Origin of the sequence: Desulfobulbus propionicus DSM 2032 (genome assembly GCF_000186885.1) — a bacterium.
Classification (GTDB): domain Bacteria; phylum Desulfobacterota; class Desulfobulbia; order Desulfobulbales; family Desulfobulbaceae; genus Desulfobulbus; species Desulfobulbus propionicus.
The window spans coordinates 242796-261013 of the sequence record NC_014972.1 but is presented as its reverse complement, the minus strand read 5'-3'; the positions used below and the strand labels follow the sequence as shown (position 1 = coordinate 261013).

17 protein-coding genes and 1 pseudogene are annotated in these 18218 nt (G+C 54.6%); 8 read left to right on the top strand and 10 right to left on the bottom strand.

The window, feature by feature from the left end; all coding sequences use genetic code 11:
- Positions 1 to 68 precede the first annotated feature (68 nt).
- The 4 genes from DESPR_RS01290 (at position 69) to DESPR_RS01270 (ending at position 3141) form a co-directional block, all read left to right on the top strand.
- A complete protein-coding gene (locus DESPR_RS01290) occupies positions 69 to 428 on the top strand; it encodes a hypothetical protein (RefSeq protein WP_169701498.1) in 360 nt (119 codons plus the stop codon).
- A gap of 576 nt (positions 429 to 1004) precedes the next feature.
- Positions 1005 to 1478 carry a hypothetical protein gene (locus DESPR_RS01280; RefSeq protein ID WP_169701497.1) on the top strand — a complete coding sequence of 158 codons (474 nt, stop codon included), beginning with the start codon at positions 1005 to 1007 and terminating at the stop codon, positions 1476 to 1478.
- Positions 1471 to 1857, top strand: a complete 387-nt coding sequence (locus DESPR_RS01275) for a hypothetical protein (protein ID WP_015722999.1) — start codon at positions 1471 to 1473, stop codon at positions 1855 to 1857. Before DESPR_RS01280 ends, DESPR_RS01275 begins: the two co-directional genes overlap by 8 nt.
- Positions 1858 to 1860: 3 nt before the next feature.
- The gene (locus DESPR_RS01270) at positions 1861 to 3141 is read left to right on the top strand and encodes a tyrosine-type recombinase/integrase (protein WP_043769486.1); all 1281 of its coding nucleotides are present in this window, start codon (positions 1861 to 1863) and stop codon (positions 3139 to 3141) included.
- A 32-nt stretch (positions 3142 to 3173) separates the two neighbouring features.
- On the opposite strand, the gene DESPR_RS01265 is transcribed toward DESPR_RS01270, so the two are convergent.
- Positions 3174 to 4208 carry an IS630 family transposase gene (locus DESPR_RS01265; RefSeq protein ID WP_015722997.1) on the bottom strand — a complete coding sequence of 345 codons (1035 nt, stop codon included), beginning with the start codon at positions 4206 to 4208 and terminating at the stop codon, positions 3174 to 3176.
- A gap of 559 nt (positions 4209 to 4767) precedes the next feature.
- Between DESPR_RS01265 and DESPR_RS01260 the strand changes: the two genes are divergently transcribed.
- From DESPR_RS01260 to DESPR_RS19255, 3 genes and pseudogenes are all read left to right on the top strand, one after another.
- Positions 4768 to 5244 (top strand): hypothetical protein, encoded by a 477-nt coding sequence (locus tag DESPR_RS01260; protein ID WP_043770388.1) that lies wholly within the window; start codon positions 4768 to 4770, stop codon positions 5242 to 5244.
- 362 nt (positions 5245 to 5606) lie between these two features.
- Positions 5607 to 5936 carry an Arm DNA-binding domain-containing protein gene (locus DESPR_RS17630; protein WP_169701496.1) on the top strand — a complete coding sequence of 110 codons (330 nt, stop codon included), beginning with the start codon at positions 5607 to 5609 and terminating at the stop codon, positions 5934 to 5936.
- Positions 5937 to 6662 (top strand): annotated as a pseudogene (locus DESPR_RS19255) (tyrosine-type recombinase/integrase); the annotation flags it as partial. It lies immediately after the preceding gene.
- Here the strand turns inward: DESPR_RS19255 and DESPR_RS18860 are convergent.
- Genes DESPR_RS18860 through DESPR_RS01215 form a run of 9 tightly spaced genes read right to left on the bottom strand, consistent with a single transcriptional unit; the run spans position 6555 to position 16175 of the window.
- Complete coding sequence (locus DESPR_RS18860) at positions 6555 to 6818, bottom strand: hypothetical protein (protein WP_052302027.1); 264 nt, start codon at positions 6816 to 6818, stop codon at positions 6555 to 6557. The pseudogene DESPR_RS19255 and the gene DESPR_RS18860 sit on opposite strands and share 108 nt — an antisense overlap.
- Positions 6799 to 7350 carry a hypothetical protein gene (locus DESPR_RS18855; RefSeq protein ID WP_015722995.1) on the bottom strand — a complete coding sequence of 184 codons (552 nt, stop codon included), beginning with the start codon at positions 7348 to 7350 and terminating at the stop codon, positions 6799 to 6801. Before DESPR_RS18855 ends, DESPR_RS18860 begins: the two co-directional genes overlap by 20 nt.
- A complete protein-coding gene (locus DESPR_RS01245; protein ID WP_015722994.1) occupies positions 7347 to 7661 on the bottom strand; it encodes a hypothetical protein in 315 nt (104 codons plus the stop codon). Before DESPR_RS01245 ends, DESPR_RS18855 begins: the two co-directional genes overlap by 4 nt.
- A 55-nt stretch (positions 7662 to 7716) precedes the next feature.
- Complete coding sequence (locus DESPR_RS01240; RefSeq protein WP_015722993.1) at positions 7717 to 10818, bottom strand: type I restriction endonuclease subunit R; 3102 nt, start codon at positions 10816 to 10818, stop codon at positions 7717 to 7719.
- Positions 10815 to 11471 (bottom strand): four helix bundle suffix domain-containing protein, encoded by a 657-nt coding sequence (locus tag DESPR_RS01235; RefSeq protein ID WP_015722992.1) that lies wholly within the window; start codon positions 11469 to 11471, stop codon positions 10815 to 10817. Before DESPR_RS01235 ends, DESPR_RS01240 begins: the two co-directional genes overlap by 4 nt.
- Before the next feature lie 51 nt (positions 11472 to 11522).
- Positions 11523 to 12632: a restriction endonuclease subunit S gene (locus DESPR_RS01230; RefSeq protein ID WP_081457916.1), complete on the bottom strand. Its 1110-nt coding sequence runs from the start codon at positions 12630 to 12632 to the stop codon at positions 11523 to 11525.
- The gene (locus tag DESPR_RS18210) at positions 12590 to 12931 is read right to left on the bottom strand and encodes a restriction endonuclease subunit S domain-containing protein (protein ID WP_015722990.1); all 342 of its coding nucleotides are present in this window, start codon (positions 12929 to 12931) and stop codon (positions 12590 to 12592) included. The genes DESPR_RS01230 and DESPR_RS18210 overlap by 43 nt, the downstream gene beginning before the upstream one ends.
- Positions 12928 to 13986, bottom strand: coding sequence for a virulence RhuM family protein (locus DESPR_RS01220; RefSeq protein WP_015722989.1), 1059 nt, complete (start codon positions 13984 to 13986; stop codon positions 12928 to 12930). Before DESPR_RS01220 ends, DESPR_RS18210 begins: the two co-directional genes overlap by 4 nt.
- Complete coding sequence (locus DESPR_RS01215; RefSeq protein WP_015722988.1) at positions 13983 to 16175, bottom strand: type I restriction-modification system subunit M; 2193 nt, start codon at positions 16173 to 16175, stop codon at positions 13983 to 13985. Before DESPR_RS01215 ends, DESPR_RS01220 begins: the two co-directional genes overlap by 4 nt.
- Before the next feature lie 822 nt (positions 16176 to 16997).
- Here DESPR_RS01215 and DESPR_RS01210 point away from each other — a divergent pair.
- On the top strand, positions 16998 to 17987 hold the full coding sequence (locus tag DESPR_RS01210; RefSeq protein ID WP_245529471.1) for a helix-turn-helix domain-containing protein: 990 nt from the start codon (positions 16998 to 17000) through the stop codon (positions 17985 to 17987).
- The last annotated feature ends 231 nt before the right edge of the window (positions 17988 to 18218 follow it).

The window sequence follows — 18218 nt, the reverse complement described above, 5'->3', positions numbered from 1 at the left end:
CGGCCTCGATGTATTCAAAAGCAATGCCTGAACTTGCATAAATTGAGAGAAAATTGGAAAAATCTATCATGCTTGAAATTGTACATTTGCCTGAACAGTACTATCCGCCAATTGAGGACATGCCCGGTGATTTGCGGCGGGTGGCGGATGCTATCGAGGAGCATCTTCCAGGCAGCGGGGTACGTCTTACCTTGCTGCTCGCACAGATTTTCCACGGGCAGCCCGTCTATTTCCGCAGTGTTAAGCGATTCATCACCGCATGGCAGCATGATTGTATCCGCGCCGAATATGACCAAGGAGGATGTACTGCAAAAGTTTTGGCCACCAAATTCCGCCTCAGCATGCGCACTGTCGAAAAAATACTGGCGAGCCCAGCTACCAAAAACATGAAAACGGGAACAAGTGAACAACTGGAGAGGCGACAGTGAAATTGATACAGAAGCGGAAAGGCAAAACGGTCAAGGCAAGGATAAAGATGACCGAAAAAGGAATCAGTTTCCCTGGGACTTTACTCCATCTCGGCAAGTTGAAACAGCCTGCCCTGGAAAAGGGAGTGGTAAGGGGTGCCAGTTTTTGGTCGAAAAATCAGGGGAGGGTCATGGGTAAAAAGGGGGGGGTGCAAAAAAGGACACTGTGATAATAATTCCCAAACTGCCCGCAAACCTATTTTTTTCGTTGGTGGCTAAAAAAAACAGGGCGTATATGTGAAAATGCCTACACCTTTACACCATTTCTTTATAAATATATAATTTTATTATATTTGTTTGGTGTATATCCCTGGTGTAGGCGTGGTGTACATCCCCTTTTGACCTACACCACGTGGTGTAGATCCTCTTCAGGTGGTGTGGATCCACGATGCCTATCTAACCGCCTGAATAAAAATGTAAATTCTCAACCGTGGTGTAGATCGTCAATATGATCTACACCACGAAATTAAACGGAAAAACAGTATTTTACGATGAAATGGTGTAGATGGTGCAGGTTTTTGAAAAAACACCCCCCACATGGAATTGACGATGAAACGGCCTATCAAGGTGTTTGAGCCCATCCCGAAGCAGCTGATCAAATCCCTTCATTTCCAGGGGAGAAAGCACGGATTTTCGCAAGACGAGGTGTACCGATTGGCGGCAGACTTGACGGGGATACCGAGCTTGACGGCATTGTCAAAGCAGGAAGAGCTCTTCATGATTGGCAAGATGACCGGGCAGACGGTCCGGACCGGACCGCTTCCGCCACCACGAGAAAACGAGGTTGAAGGCGGAGAGACGCTGCCGAGCCACTACCATGTCATGGATATCCGTTTGATGTTCAGGGACCTGGGATGGAGCAAAGAAGAAATCAAGGGTTGGCTCGAGAAATGGATCAAGGTGGAGGATTTTCGCACCATGGACCGCAAGCAGGCGCAAAAGGCATACTATGCCCTGGGAAAGATTGTCGAGCGCAAGAAGGGCGGCGCAGAGGAGCAGGACAATGGATAATCGCGATGTGTTGCGCTGCCTGCGGCCGCCGGTGGTACATCTGCCAAAGGACTTCCTCCCGAAGATCAGCGACCTTCCCGGTGAGCTGAAAACCGTTGCAACCGCCATTGATGAGCACATGCCAGGCGATGGCGTGCGGCTGACCTTGCTGCTGGCTCAAGTGTTCCCTGGCCAGCATCTATACCTTCGCAAGCCGGATAAGTTCATCAGGTTGTGGCGCAACGTCATCATGCGTTCGATTTACGATCAGGGCAATATTACCGCTCATGAGCTGTCATCACTTACCGGGGTTTGCGAAAGGCAGGTGTGGACGATCCTTGGTGAGGCTGCTGATGAACAGCAGGGAAAGCAGGGCGGCGCAGAGGAGCAAGACGGGTAGCGTATGGCATTTCTTGACACTGCAAAAGGGCAAAAGTTGTTTGCGAAGTACCTGGCCAAGTACAAAGGCGGCAGCCAGCGCGTCTATCGTTCCGAGATTCAGCAGTTCTTCGACTTTAAAGGCCTCGACATCAACCAGGTCGATGCGGCCGCCCTGCATGAGTACCAGGGCCACCTTGCAGTGCAGCACAGCCCGGCAACGACGAAACGGAAATTCTCCATCCTGAACAATTTTTTCAAGTTCGTTGCAACGGCCGTTAAAGGCTTCGTAAACCCGATTGAAAGCCTCGATACCTTCAAGACGCACAAGGGCGCCGCCAGTGACGAGTTCAAAAAATACCTGGCCTCCTTCCTTGCCGAGCAAAACACCAAAAACACCCGGCGCAGTTACGAGAACCAGGTCAAGCTGTTCTTCACCTGGGCCGGTAAGGACCTTGCCGAGATCGATATCCAGGCCATCCTTGCATACCGGGATCACCTGCGAAACGAAAAGCGCCACAAGGATTCAACGATCTGGAACAAGTTCGTTGCCCTCAACCGCTTTTTCAAGTTTGTCGAGCGGGAAAACCGGAAGTTCAAGAACCCTATCTTTTTCAAGGGGCTAAAACTGATATTCCCGAAGAAGGACAAGGGCTACTACAGCGTGCTGTCAACGGCGGAATCGGAGCGGCTACTGAAGCAGGTCAACAAGCGGACCGCCATCGGCAAGCGTGACTATGCCCTGCTGCTGCTCATTCTGGTGTACGGCCTGCGGGCCAATGAGGTGGCCGGCCTGCGGCACAAGAACCTTGAGCGGGAGCGGGTGAAGGGGCAGCAAAAGGCCTGGATCGTGGATCGAAAGGGGAAGTTCCAAAACCGGCCGAAGACGGCCATCATTTTGAGCGGCCGGGCTCTTCGTGCCTTTGACGACTGGCTGGATACCGTCGGCCGGCAGGGGGTGACGGTTGATGGAGAGACGCCGGTGTTTCTCCCCTTCATCTATGACCGCAACAACCAGGAGCTGGTTATTCGCCGGGACCGGAAGCACCAGCCACTGTCAGTAAAGGCCGTTGAGAACGTGGTCAAGAAGTACCTAGTGAAGGCCAAGATCAGTAGGGAAGAGGCGACACTGAGCCCACACGCCCTAAGGCATACCGCCTTCACCATGCTTGCGCAGGAAGGGGTGAAGTTGCAGGACATCCAAAAGCTGGCCGGGCACCAGGATATCAACACCACCATGATTTATGTCCATGCCGCCCAGAGCTATGACGATCACCCGGGCATGCACAACCCACTGAACCGGTGAGGTTTTATTACTCCGGTGAATAAATATCGAAATCATGCGGCATAACGAACAAGTTGATGGTTGAAGTAATTTCTGACATGTTCAGGTCGTCGCTGCAAAGTCTTCATGAACGACCTGGTTTTCTTTGCCAAATCTTCCTGGCTCCTGGAAGGAAGACCGGAGCGTATCCGTTGCTTCAGGTCTCCGTTCAGATATTCGTCAGGGTTGTGTTCCGGCGCATAAGGTGGCAAAAAGAAGACTTCAATCCACTGTTGATGCTCATCAAGCCATTTCTTCACCCGTTTGCTATGATGCACCCGGTGATTGTCCAGAATCAGGAAGACCTTCTTCTCCACATCCTTGATCAACCGGGACATGAACTTGATCAGCACCGGTGCGGTCATCGTTTCTCGATACAGCATGAAGCGGACTTTGCCCTGGTTGGTGATCGACGAGATCATGTTGATGCTGCTTCGCTTGGCATGCAACCGGACAATCGGTGTTTTTCCCCTGGGCGCAAAGCCTCGGGCGTTATACGCCTCGTTGTTCACCCCAGTCTCGTCTCCCCAATGAATCTCCGCCTTCTCTTGTTTCGCTCGGTCGGCAATTTCTGGGTATCCTTGCTCAAGCCACTGCTTCAACTTTTCCGGATTCTGCTCGTAGGCTCGTTTCGCTGGCTTTTGCGGAGTAAAGCCCCATCGTTTGAGATAGTCGGTGATGGTACGCAGCGGCAATTCAAGGCCAAACTCTCGCTTGATCGCCAGACGGACAGCGTCCCGAGTCCACAAAGCAAACGGCAACTTCAATTGATTCGGGGCCTTATCCACAAGCATGTTTTGCACTGCCGTTTCCTGGTTAGCCTCAAGAACCCGCTGGGTTCCATGTCGGCGGCCGCGCTTACCCGGTTTGATTGCCTCAATGCCGTCTCGCGAATACTTGCTCCAGATCGTACTGGCATGTGCCGCGGAGATGCCAACGAGTTCAGCCGTTTCTTTGTTCGAAAAACCACGCTTTCGGAGCCTGACAACCTGCTTGCGCAACTCGTATTGGGTCTGCTGGTTATGTGTTCGTGCATCGATCTTTTCCATGCGAAAAGAATACACGATTTTGAGCTAACAGCCCACTGGTAATTTAACTATTTATCCATTCGGTCAATAACAGGGCGCAAACCGTTTTAACACGTTTGCAACCGCCTGTCTTTGCGTGATAAAATACCAGACTTTGTGTAATAGTAAGATTATACCCCATGCCCTAAAGCTGGCCTTTCTATTTATACAATAATATCAAAATGTTGCGCTATTTTCTTCGTTGATTGCAAGCCCGGAAAAACAGTTGTGATGATGATAGTGGTTCTTATAGCACTTTTGAAATTTATCTTTAATTTCATATACCTGCTTGCGCAAATGGTCTGGAAAATGTTAAATTTTTGGCCCGTTTTAACATGCAAACTTTCACCATGCCAGATTTTTGCGGGTTCCTGGCCGGTGGTCCTGGCCTGATTTGCCGCAAATTTTTTGAATAGTGCGTGTCGGCCTCTAGTTGCTACCAAGAACGAAGAAAGTTTCATATTTCTAACAATTATCCGGGACTATGTGGGATCTTGCGGGACTTGGCGGGATCAGCGTTGTCATGAAAAAGGGGGAGTCAATGAAACCTGTCAAGGAAATCAAGAAGGTTCAGGTAGATGGAAAGAAATATCTCATGCCCGCCGAAGATGCGGACATTGAAAAACTCATCCAAAAAGGCCTGAGGCTCAAGAGTAAGGTAGATGCCGCGCAAGGTGAACTTGACGCTGTACAATCCAGGCTCATAGAGATAGCGCAGGCCCGGCGGGAAGGGAGCACCACCGTTTCCCTTCAAGGGGTGTCGGCCAAGGCAGTTGTCACCTTCAGAGAATCTTTTTCGGTGAGCAAAAAGGTGGAAGATATCGCGGTTCCCCTGGGGCCATTGTTTGCTCGGTTCTTCATCAAGAGCACCACCTACAAGACCACATCGGATTTCAAAAAATTCATGCAGTCCGGACACGCTTTAGGCATCCAGGATCCTGATGAGGTCAAGGCCGCCATTGAAAAATATGTGGCCGTGAAAGAGACCAAGCCGAACGTCAAAATCGACCCTGAATAATGGGGTACCGGCAGGCCGTGATGGTACTTTTGATGGTATCTCTCGGATTTGAATTGGCAAGTTTGAATGAAAACTGATAGTTGGCGGCTCAATGTGAAGGTCTGCTTCCCATGTCATTGTCCAACACCATCTAAAGATGTCCATTAAGCCCGCAATTCGACAAGGATTGCGGGCTTTTTGCGTCCAGGGGTGTCCGTTGCAATTTGAGCAGATCTGGTTGTATTTGTTGGTACTCTCAGGGGCATGTACCAACACCCCTCATGTTGGTACCAACACGGTGCCAACAGTTATTCGAAAAATTCCTGCCATTTCGATACGTTCGGACAAACAAACCGGTTTTCTTCGCAACGGGAGGTACCAACATGGGTGGAATGACCAACAAATTAACCAAACTGGCGCTACGAAACGCCAAACCAGGAGCAACAACCAAGAGGTTGGCGGATCGTGGCGGATTGTTTCTGGAAGTCAGGCCGAACGGCTCCAAATATTGGCGCATGGCGTACCGGTACGGCGGCAAACAAAAGCTGCTCGCCCTGGGCGTCTATCCCAACGTATCGATTGCCAAGGCACGAAAAAGCGCCCAACAGGCAAAAGAGCAACTTGCAGAGGGTGTTGATCCGGGCCTCGTCAGAAAAATTCGCAAAGGTACAAACGCAACGGACAACACCTTTCAAACCGTTGCCGAAGAGTGACTGGAGAAATTCAAGCATCAGTGGACAGAAAGTCATCTGGAGAGCATCTCCGGCCGCCTGCGTCGCGATTTATTTCCATGGATTGGCGCTCGTCCCGTTGGCGAGATATCAGCACCGGAATTGCTTTCGGCTTTACGTCGCATTGAGGCTCGGGGGCACCTGGAAAATGCCCATCGGGCACAGACCAATGCCGGCCAAGTCTTCATGTATGCCATTGCCACCGGCCGGGCGGAGCGTAATCCGGCCGCTGACCTTCGAGGCGCGATCCCGCGACCCAATGTCAGCCACATGTCCTCCATCACCGATCCCAAGCAGGTTGGAGAATTACTCCGGGCCATTGACCGATATCCCGGCTCGCCGATCACACGCTGCGCCTTGCAGCTGACGCCACATGTCTTTTTGCGAAGCAAGGAGATTCGTTTTGCCGAATGGTCGGAATTCGATTTTGCGAAAGCGGAATGGCGTATCCCCCTTGCCAAGATGAAAGGGCGCAAGCGAGATAAAGAGACCAGCGGTTCAGCTTTTCATCTGGCGCCTTTGGCAACCCAGGTTATTGATATCCTGCGGGAGGTCCAGGCCTTGACCGGCCAGGGAAAATATCTCTTCCCCGGCCTGCGATCAACGGCTAGGCCAATGAGCGATGCCACCTTGACCAATGCCCTCAGACGCATGGGATACAGCCAGGAAGAATTGCATGTCCATGGACTCAGGGCAACTGCCAGAACGCTTATCCGCCAGGAGCTTGGTTGCGATGAAGAGCCTATTGAACGCCAACTCGGCCACGCAGTCAAAGGCCCCCTGGGAGCAGCCTACATTCTCCTCATGCAGCCGCTTGAGTTCATCTTGCACATTCAAAGGCTCGTCATTTTTCGGCAAATCCATACTCCGCCATCAGCTCGCTCATGTCGCTGCTCACGCCCCATCCCCAATCGCCGGCTCGATAGTGAACACTATCAAGCCGCTCCAGATAGTGTTCTTGCTGATCCGAATCAAGCTGCCGGATCCATTTCAAAGCCTGCTCGAACATTCGCACCAGGGCATTGAAATACACCTCGTCATCTACGCTGCAAAATCCAAGAAAATCCCGGCAGGATTCGCAATAGAACACCGTTAACTCAGCCAGCCCCTCGGCATGACCAACGGCCTTTTTGTAATCCGAGATCGCCTTCTTGGCCTTGGAAACCGAGTAATCCTGGTTACGCATCACATCGGGACAAACCCAGCGGGAGATGGTCGCCTTGTAAGGTTCCAAAACATCGTCGCCCAAGCCAAATCGTGCGTGCAGGAAGGTTTTGTTCTCCTTGTGGGCTACATAGAGATCATGCACCAAGCCCAGCAGGGCATCTCGGTCCAAGCCGCCGATGGTGCGTTTGAGGTCATTCCACGTCGGCTTTTTCTTGGCACCCGACATCATTCCATCTCCTCAAAGCCACGTTCTGCCATCGGCGTGGCCAGCACTTTTTCCACCTGGCTGGCAAGATCCACCGCCAATTCACTGATCATTGTCGCCGTCACCCTTTCTTCCTCTTCCAGATTCCAGAATTCGACAAATTCCTCCGGCGCTTCAGCAATCTCCTGGAGATATTCCCAGGCCCCCCGAAGCCAATCATCCTCAGTTGCATGCTCCATGCTCATTGCACCGAGTTCCGCCTTCAAAGAATCGGAAACCTGAGCAGCCCGCACAATAACCTCCCGGGCCATTTCCGAGAAATCATCTGTATCCATTGTTTCTTCCTTTATTCGCCACCACTTGACTCGGAACCTGTAAACAGCTCATCCCTCACTCCACGGCGCCACCCTCGGCCGGGATTGTCTTGTAAATCACCCTGGAGAGGACCGCGAAGGCGGCATCCTCGAAGGCCTTGTCGTCCATGTACCGAGAGACGATCCTGTCGTTTTCTCCCATGCGCTGGATCATCAGGTCTTCCAGCATCTGGCGCAGGCCCAGTTGGAATTTGTCAAAAGGGTTGGCCCTGCGCAGCCGGACCACCTCCGGGCTTTTGGTCGCCTTCTCCTTGATCTGTTCGAAAAAGAGGCGGTCCTCTTCGGTGAAGTTGGTGCCGAAACGGTCGTTCAACACCTCGATGATCTCCGACAGCGGCGCTTTTTCTTCCTTGGCCTTGCCGGTGCCGACATCGGTGGGGCTCTTCACCCCGTATTCGCCTTCCCCCTCGCGCAGCTCAATGGCCCCGGAAAAGACCCGCTGCAGGCGGTAGTACTGCAAACCCACCTCATCGCCGAGCTTGACGGTGCCGGTGTCGCGTGTAAGCACCAGATGCGGTAGCAGCAAGCGGCCGAAGCTGTAGAGCATCTCCAGATCGGGGTCAGCGTAGGGGATGATCTGGCTGAGGAAGCTGTACACCTTCACGTAACCGCTCAGCTTGTCGCGGAATTCGCCGCGTTGTTCCTCGTCCTCCATCGCCTTGAAGCGATCCACCGCCGGTTGCAGATGTCGTTGCAAGTGAGCATGGTCGGCCGGATTCTGCTTGTTTGGTGCTCGGTAAAAGATGCGGGCAAAGGCCTCCACCTCGCTCCAGTGATAGACCTGAAACCCGTCCAACGCATGCTTGAGCTGTTCGAGCAGGGCGGGGTCCGAACTTTCCTGCAGGCTGGTGGCATCAAAATAAGGTTTGAAGGCTCGGTAGATGTCCGTAGCTTCGTTGACGAAATCAAGCACGAACGGCGTCTCCTTGCCCGGCACCATGCGGTTGAGGCGCGACAGGGTCTGCACCGCCTGCACGCCGTCCAACCGCTTGTCCACGTACATCGCCATCAACAACGGCTGGTCAAAGCCGGTTTGGTACTTGTTGGCCACCAGCAGCACCTGGTAATCGGGCGAGGCAAAGCGCTCGGGCAGTTGCTTCTCGCTGATTGGCTTGCCGCCCACCACGTCAAGATTCATTCCTGGTTCGGTATATTCCAAGCCGGTGTCCGGATCGCGCACCGTGCCGCTGAAGGCCACCAGCGGCCGGATGTCGGTGTAGCCTTGCTCGCCGATATAGCGCTGGAAAGCCTCCATGTATTTCACCGCCTGCAGGCGTGAGCTGGTGACCACCATCGCCTTGGCCCGTCCACCGAGATGGGTGCGCACATGGCCCCGGAAATGCTCGACGATCACCTCGATCTTCTGGGCGATGTTGGTCGGGTGCAGCACCAGGAATTTTGAAAGCGCCCGCGCAGCCTTCTTCTTGGGCAGATCGGGATCGTCCTCCACCGCCTTGATCAGCCGGAAATAGGTGGCATAGGTGGTGTAGTTCCGCAGCACATCGAGAATAAACCCCTCCTCGATGGCCTGGCGCATGGAGTAGAGATGGAAGGGTTCCGGCTTGCCGCCGGGACCGGTACGGCCAAAAAGTTCGAGCGTTTTTCCTTTGGGGGTGGCGGTGTAGGCAAAGAAGCTCAGGTTAGGCTGGCGGCCCCGCGAGGCCATCACCTGATTGAGCCGATCTTCCAAGTCAGCCTCCTCGTCATCGTTCATGTCGCCGTTGCTTGCGCCCAGAATGGCCTTCAGCTCCCGCGCCGTCTCACCGGTTTGGGAGGAGTGGGCTTCGTCCACAATGACCGCATAGCGGCGTTTACCGATTTCAGCCTCCCAGGCCTTGGCCTGCGCCTTTGCCTCATCGTCGGGACTGTCCAGGTTCTCAGCCCCAGCGGTATGGAGCAAGCCGCGCAGCACAAAGGGAAACTTCTGCAGGGTGGTGACCACGATCTTGGTGCCGTCGATCAGCGCCGAAGCCAACTGCTTGGAATCCTGGTCGATGGCCTTGACCACACCCTGGGCATGTTCGATCTGGTAGATGGCATCCTGCAACTGGCGGTCGAGCACCTGCCGGTCGGTGATGACGATGACGCAGTCGAACACCTTGTGATCGTGCTCGTCATGCAGGCTGGCCAGCCGGTGCGACAGCCAGGAAATGGAGTTGGTCTTGCCGCTGCCCGCCGAATGCTGAATGAGATAGTTCTGCCCCGGCCCCTCGGCGCGGGCGGCGGCGATCAGTTTGCGGGTGGCGTCCAACTGGTGGTACCGCGGGAAGATCATGGTCTCGCGGGTCCTGATCCGGCTGCCACCCTTGCCGCCGTCCACCTTTTCCTCCTTCTTCTCGACGAACACGAAATGGCCGAGAATGTCGAGAAAGCTCTCGCGCTCAAGTATCTCCTCCCAGAAGTAGCCGGTGCGGTAGCCGCAAGCGTGTTGCGAATTGCCCGCGCCGCACTGCACCGCACCAGGGTGGCTGCCGCGATTGAAGGGCAGGAAGAAGGTCTTGGCCCCGGCCAGCCGGGTGGTCATGTGCACTTCATCCGGGTCGGCGGCAAAATGGACCAAGGCCCGCTCTTTGAACGCGAACAACGGCGCGCGCGGGTTGCGGTCCTCCTGGTACTGGCGCACTGCATGACGCCAGCTCTGGCCGGTCCAGGGATTTTTCAGCTCACAAGTGGCAACCGGCAGGCCATTGACGGCAAAGAGCAAATCGACCGTCGAATGGTCGCCCGGATGGCAGGCCACCTGCCGGGTGACGGTCAAGCGATTGGCCTGATACTGGGCCAAGACCTCGTCATTGAGGCCATGTGCAGGCTTGAAGGTGGCCAGGCGAAAGGTCTTGCCGTAGAACTTGAAACCGTGGCGCAGCACAGAGAGTGAGCCCTTGATGGCCAGTTCCTTGACCAACGTTGACAGCAACATCGGTTCCAACTGCGCCCCGTGCTGGCCGCGCATTGCCTGCCACAACTGCGGCTGGGTGGCGGCGATGTACGCAACAATCTGACCGGGGAACAGCGCCCGCTCTTGGTCCCACTCACTCACCGAACCCTGCTGCCAACCCTTGGCCAGCAGCATGTGCTCGACATAGGTTTCAAAGGCTTTTTCGCTGGTCTGTGTGCTCATCCTTTGCTCCTCCTATTAGCGGTGCGCACCCGGTAGAGCCGCTCAGTGAAGCCGCCTTCTTTTTCAAAGGTGTCGGCAAGCTGCGCCACCTGGCGCTCAAGAAGATAGCAGGCCAGGTTGAGCAGCGAAAGCGCCCCATTGGCCGCCAGGCAGGCGGATGACAAGGACTGACACGGACCAGCACCGACCGGCACCGACGACTCGTCGATCCGGCTGTCCTTGCCCATCTGTGTCTGTCCTGGTCCGTCCGTGTTCCTTTGCCGCTCTTCTTCGATCCAGGCCGCAAACGCCGCAACCGTTTGCGGTTTGTGCTTTTTGAAGCGCGTCAGCGCAGGATGGCTGGGCTCCAGCATGGCCAGCCCCCGCTGCCGCAGGAAATCTTCGTAGTCGAGCTTGAGCTCTTCCAGGCTGGCGCGGGCCACCTGGGTGAGTTTGAGTTCCATCTTCTTCGAGGTGGCCGAGGCCAGCGACCCTTCGGCAATGTTCTGCACACCGCTGCGCGCTGCCTGCACCATCTGGTCGTGGGTACGGCTGCGACGGTCAATGTAGCGGTCGCAGAATCGCACCGTGATGTCATACACCAACTGCGCGACCTGGAAACTTTTCAGTTTCCGGTAGCCGCCATGTTTGGGAATCAGAGGTTCTTTTTCCACCGTGCCTTCTGTTGTGCCTCCCCTGGTTGGTGTCGATCTGTCCAGTTCAGATCAGTTCGGATCAGTCCGATCCGTCCGTGTTAGTCCCTGTTTGTCCGCCTTCCCCCGCACATCGATCTTGCCGGTGACCGCGGCAGTGATCAGCGCGGTGCGGTACTCCAGCAAACGGACGATGGCCGCCTCGACCTTAGTAAACAGTTGATCAATCTTGGCGGTTTCGCGGTTGAGGTAGGTGGCGATGGCGGCTTGCTCAGAGCCAACCGGTACGGGTAACCGTAGCTCATTCAATGTATTACGATTGATCTTAGGCATTGCTACCCTGTCAGCCTCCAGAACTGACCAAGCCGCAAACTGATCTGATAGGAAGAGCCAGTATATGTAATCGTTCAGTAACTTATCTCTACCTCCCAGTGGATACATGTCAGCACTGCACAGGCAATCGTTTTTTGCCTTAACGACCTTCCTAAGTGCGGGACGGATTTTTGAATAGATTACCTCACCTTTATGGCAGTAATATTTACCGCTGATTGCTGCCTGATCTTCAGCTGTAGCTTCGCTTACTAAACGGCCAGTTCCTGCCTCAACATGTTCTGGCCCAATCAGAACCATTGTAGAGTAGGGCTCACGTTCTGGATCAACTTGACCTTCGGCTATTTTAACTTCTCTTGAAAACTTGACTACCTCCCACCCCTCCGGCACCTCACCCAGCCACTCGATGCCGGAATCCTTGAAGCGGGTGTGGGGTTTGAGGCCGAATTCGCGGGCGGCCTCGGCGGGCAGGCCACGGGTGACGGTGCGGGAGATGAGCGCGGTGCGCTTCTCCCCCAGCAGCGCGATCAGCCGCCGCTTTTTTGTCACCAGCGTATCGATCCGCCCCGTCTCCCGGTCGAGAAAATCGGCGATGGCAGTTTGTTCCGGGATCGTACCAAGCGGAACCGCAAGGTTCTGGATAACACCCATTCCGATGTTCTGTTGCGTACCAAAGCTCCAACTCAGCTCAACTCCGGTTTGAAACTCTTTGGACTGAAGATAGAAGTAAATGAATCGTTTATCGGCACGGGAAGGATTGCACCGTATTGCTGCGAGCGGAGACCAAATATTAAAATCTGTATGCGTCTCTACCATCGCAACACGGCCGGTCGTTGCACCAGATTTAACCATGTAAATATCGCCGAACTCTGAATATCGCCGAACTCTGGTCTGTATTTTCTTGAGTATTTTCGATGGTCTTCTGCTGAAATGTACCCTCTAATCTTGTTAAAATTGATTTTTCCATTGCTAATAGCCTCTGCCGATACAAACGGAACACCCTCATCGAATATTTCAGGGGTTTCGTGAGGCCCGTCGGTGACTGGTGTGGAGACAATAGCCTTTATAGGACGAATCTCCCAATGCTCCGGCACCTCGCCCAGCCACTGCACCCCACTGTCCTTGTACCTTGGATAGGCCGGGCAGTTCATTGCCTCCTCCTTTTTTTCTTCGTCGGTTTCGACTGTTCGTTCAGTTGTTTGGCCTTGGCTACCGCCTCTTCAAAATGCCTCTCCACCAGAGATGGCTGGGTATCAAGCAGGCGGCGAAAGCCGTCATATTCCTGTTCGGCCTTGAGCCGGGCAGTTTCGGCGGAGATGCTGCCGGCGTGGGTGAGAATCTCGCGATCACTGATCTGCATGAACTGGTCGAGCTTGGCTATCCAGTCCTGCATATACATGGGCTTACGGTTGATGGCCTGTAGTTCGGCAAATTCCAGGTAGAGGTTGACGATGCGGTTGAGCTGGTCGAGTTCGTCTTCATTCAGATAGTTCTTGGCCACTGTCACATCGGCCTTGCGCGGGGCGAGCTGCCCCTTGGGAAAGGAGGTGAGCCCCATGTTGGGCCGGGCGGCATCGGCGCGGGCGTGGATGATTTCGGCGGCGGTGTGGCCGTGCGCTGCCCAGTGCATTTTATTTTGCACGGTGGCGAAGAAGGTTTGCGAGGCCTGGGTAGAGGGGTTGTAATCAATACTGGTGGCGTAGATATCGAGCACTTTGCGCCAGAACTCCTTCTCTGAGGAGCGGATATCGCGGATCCGGGCCAGCAGCGCATCGAAATAATGGCCGCTTCTACCCTGCTTAAAACGTTCATCGTCGAGCAGAAAGCCCATGACCAGATAGTCGCGCAACCGCTGGGTGGCCCAGATGCGAAACTGAGTGCCCCGATGCGACTTCACCCGGTATCCGACCGAGATAATAACGTCCAGGTTGTAGTGGGCGACATCGCGACTGACCTTCCGTGTGCCCTCGAGTTGAACTATCCGGAAATTCCGGATGGTTGATTCCGGCGTCAGCTCCCCTTCCTCAAAGATGTTGCCAATATGCTCGTTGATAGTGCGGACATCTTTTTGGAACAGTTCGGCCATCTGCTTTTGCGAGAGCCAGACGGTCTCATTGACCAACTGCACCTCAATGCGCGCCTGGCCGTCCTCGGTCTGGTACAGGAGAATGTCCCCTTCGTTCTTCACCGGCAGGTGCTCACTCATGCCGTCACCTCTCGCAGTAGGTCGAGGATTTCCCCCTCCAGCACCTTGATCTCTGCCTCGATCTCGGCAAGCTCACGGGGCGGCTCATAGCGGTAGAAGTGACGGTTTAGGGGAATCTCATAGCCGACCTTGGTCTTGCTGTGGTCGATCCAGGCATCGGGGACGTGGGGCAGGACCTCTCGCCGAAAATATTCCTCAACTCCTTCCTTGAGCGGCACGGTCTCAGTGTCGCGCAGGTCGGTGTCCGGCTCAGGGTTACCCTGTTTATCCCTGCAGATGGATGCGGTTTCATCGCGTTCACCCAGGACGGCGAGCACCGCCTTCAGTTCTGGGGCGGAAAGTTTGACGCCTCGAGCGCGGTCGATCTCCCGCAGGGCAAGGAGGAACTGTTTGCGATCCTTGAACAGGGTGTCGCCGTGCTGGTCGGCAAAGGCAGCCAACAGGTCGCGGATGGCCTGCTGACGAGCCTTACCGGTCTCGATCTCCTGCTGGCGAACGATTTCGTTCTTTTTGCTGCTGGTTGCGAGATTCTTAAAGGCGGTCTGCTCCTCCAACCGGGCGATGCGTTCGGCCGTGGCTTGGAAATTGAGACGTAGAGGGCGCTCGACGGTGATCTTGTGGTAGCCAAAGTCTTCGTTGTCGAACAGCTTGCTGACCACCAGATATTTTTTCTTCTGCCCGTTCGAGTCATCGACTGTCGGCTCAAGCCCATTCACGCCGAGAACCTTGCTATCCTTGTCGAAGACAACCCAACGGCTTTCACCGTCGGTGAAGTTCTCATAGACCCGGGTGATGTCAGCGATGTAGTCAGGATCGCGTGGGTGATTCGGGTCATTCGGGTCGCCGATGCGGCGGCGCTTGTTGCCCAGGGACTTTTCCATCTGTACCCAGAAGTTGCGGGCGTCGATCAACTGAATCTTACCTTTGCGCTCCTTGGCTTTGCGGTTGGTGATCACCCAGATATAGGTGGCAATGCCGGTGTTGTAGAACAACTGTTCCGGCAGGGCGACGATGGCCTCCAGCCAGTCGTTTTCGATGATCCAGCGGCGGATCTCGCTCTCGCCGCTGCCCGCGTCGCCGGTGAAGAGCGGTGAGCCGTTGAAGACGATAGCGATGCGGCTGCCGTCTTTATCGACGGGGCGCATCTTGGCGATCATGTGCTGGAGAAAGAGCAAGGCGCCGTCGTTGATGCGCGGGGTGCCGGCGCCGAAACGTCCGGCATAGCCCAGGGTGTCGGCCTCCTGTTGGATGGTTTTCTGCTGCTGCTTCCACTCCACGCCAAAGGGCGGGTTGGCCAGCATGTAGTCGAAGGTCCACTTGTTGCCGTCAGAATCGCGGTCAAAGCCGTCGCGGGTGAAGCTGTCGCCGAGGATGATGTTGTTGGCATCTTCGCCCTTGATCAGCATGTCGGACTTGCACACCGCCCAGGCCTCGTCGTTCCAGTCCTGGCCAAAAACCTTGGGTTTGGCCTCACTGTTGAGGTGGCGGATGTATTCCTCGGCCACCGACAGCATGCCGCCGGTGCCGCAGGCGGGGTCGTAGATAGTCTTGACCACGTGGCTCTTGGCGAGGTCCTGCTCTGGGGCCAGCAGCAGGTTGACCATCAGCTTGATGACCTCGCGCGGGGTGAAGTGCTCTCCGGCCTCCTCATTCGATTGCTCCGCGCCGATGCGGATCAGCTCCTCGAACACATAGCCCATCTGCATCTGGTCGACCCGCTGGGGCGAGAGATCAATCCCGGCAAAGGCCTTGATCACCTCGAAGAGGATGTTCTTTTCCGCCATGTGGGCAATCTGCTCGCTGAACTTGAACTTCTCCATGATGGCGCGGACATTGGCGGAGAAGCCGTTGATGTAGCTGTTCAGGTTGGGGGCGAGGTTGTTGGGATCGTCCAGCAGCGAGTGAATTTTTTCACCCGGCAGGGTGAGCTGCATGCGCGACAGGTTATAGAAACGGTGGCCGGTGATCTGCTGCAATCGTGCCTGCTGCACCCGTTCCGGCTTGGTCTTCAGCGATTGGAATTCTTCAAGGGCAGCCTGCCGGGTTGGCTCCAGCAAACATTCGAAGCGGCGCAGCACGGTGAGCGGCAGGATGACCTTACGGTATTCGTTGCGCTTGTACGGGCCGCGCAAAAGATTGCAGATAGACCAAATGAAGTTGGCCAGTTGACTATGGGTTTCACCGTTCATTGCTGGATGTCCTTGTTGTCGAAATTCGATGTACCATGATCATTACTGTTTCAAGAGGAGCATGATGGCTGCAATGACGACAAGTTAAAGAGTTGTCAACTCTTGCAGAGAAACAGATTAATCCGTGTCGTCTGGAAAAGAATCAGAGCCGCACATCGTTTCGTCGGCCAAACGTCACCATGAAATGATGCTCGGAAAAATGAGAGTATCTGAATTTTCCTGGCACGTTACAACATCAACAGTATAGGCTGCCAGATAAAAACTTAAGAATTGCCGACAATCATGCGACAGCTGGAACCACCGATGGCGCATCGCTGCTGGCGGGCCACTCCTTTTAAAATAATTAACATAATATGTTAATAAAAATTGAGATTAGTGCGCAACGTGCGTATATTCTTTAAAAACAAAAAGCTCCAAAAAATATGCTCAAACAGTGCTGAGGCAATCAAGCTGTTGGGGGCCAAGCGGGGCGGCAAGCTGATGCAGCGAATGATGGAACTCAAGGCTGCCGAAAATCTGGGCGATATTTCACGTTTGCCCCCTGCCAGGTGCCACGAGTTGACGGGTAATCGAAGCGGCCCAACTGTCTGTCGATCTGGAATACCCGTATCGCTTGCTTTTCATTCCCGCTAACGAGCCAATACCAGTACATCCACATGGTGGGTTGGACTGGGGGCAAGTCACGGAAATTGAAATAGTGGAAATTGCCGATACGCATTGAAGGAGGGGGGAGCGATGAGAGCGAAAAGAAAAGACGAATTTGAACCTGATTATGCGGTTCCACCAGGGGCGACATTGCACGAGGTTATGGAATCTCTGCAGATGTCCCAAAAAGAATTGGCCCAACGAACCGGGCTGACCGAGCAAACACTCACCCGCATTTTCAAGGGTGACCAACCGATTTCCTATGAAACCGCCAACCGACTGGAACTGGTGACAGGTGTACCGGCGAGAATGTGGAACAATCTCGAAGCGCAATACCGGGAGCAGTTAGCCAAGCAGGAAGAGCGGCAAAGGTTGGAGGCCGACAAAGCCTGGCTGAAGACGATCCCGATCAAAGAATTGATTGAGCGAGGCCATGTGGTGCCGGACGATGACAAGGTGAATCTGGTCCGTAAGGTTCTTGCCTTTTTTGGTGTTTGCAGCGTGCAGGCCTGGCAGGAGATCTGGGCTGCCCCCGCTGTGGCTGCCCGAAGGTCCCGTTGCTTTGAATCCCGGCCAGGAGATGCGGCCGCCTGGATCCGTCAGGGCGAACTGCAGGCACAGCAGATTGAGTGTGCCCCTTTCGATAAAACCAGGTTCAGTGCTGCTTTGGAGGAGATTCGTCCTCTCACCCGGGAAGAATCGGTGGTGTTTGAGCCTCGAATGAAACAGCTTTGTGCGAATGCCGGTGTAGCTGTGGCCCTGGTACGCGAGATGAAAAAGGTACCCTGGAACGGCGCCACCAAGTGGCTAACCCCCAACAAGGCGATGATCCTGCTCAGTCTGCGTGGCAAGGGAGAGGATAAGTTCTGGTTTTCATTTTTTCACGAAGCTGGCCATGTGCTCAAGGACAAGAAGAAGGGGCTCTTCATCAACGACGAGAGCAATGGTGACCTCAGCGAAAAAAAAGCCGATGCCTTTGCTGCGGAAACCCTTATTCCCGCCAAGCATGATGCCCGGATTTCTAACTGTCGCAGCAAGCAAGAGATCATCCTTCTGGCCGACGAACTGCGCATTTCTCCGGGCATCGTTGCCGGGCGGTATCAATTTCTCACAGGGCAATGGCAAATGTTCAAGGATCTCATCCGTAAATTGGAGTGGGCAGACTGATTTTTATTATGATTTCAAAGGAATAACATCCATCTCTTCACGCCGTCTGATTCCGGGAGTTGCCACCCTTCGGTGGGCAATAATCAAACCCTGCTTTCTCACTAAATTCCTCCATAAAAGGAGAAGGATCAAGTTTCCCTCGATGACCGACATTATCGGCGAGGAATGGATTGCACGGCGGGAAGTTGTGACATCGCGGGCAGGGGCTCGACAACAATTGCTCCAACGGCC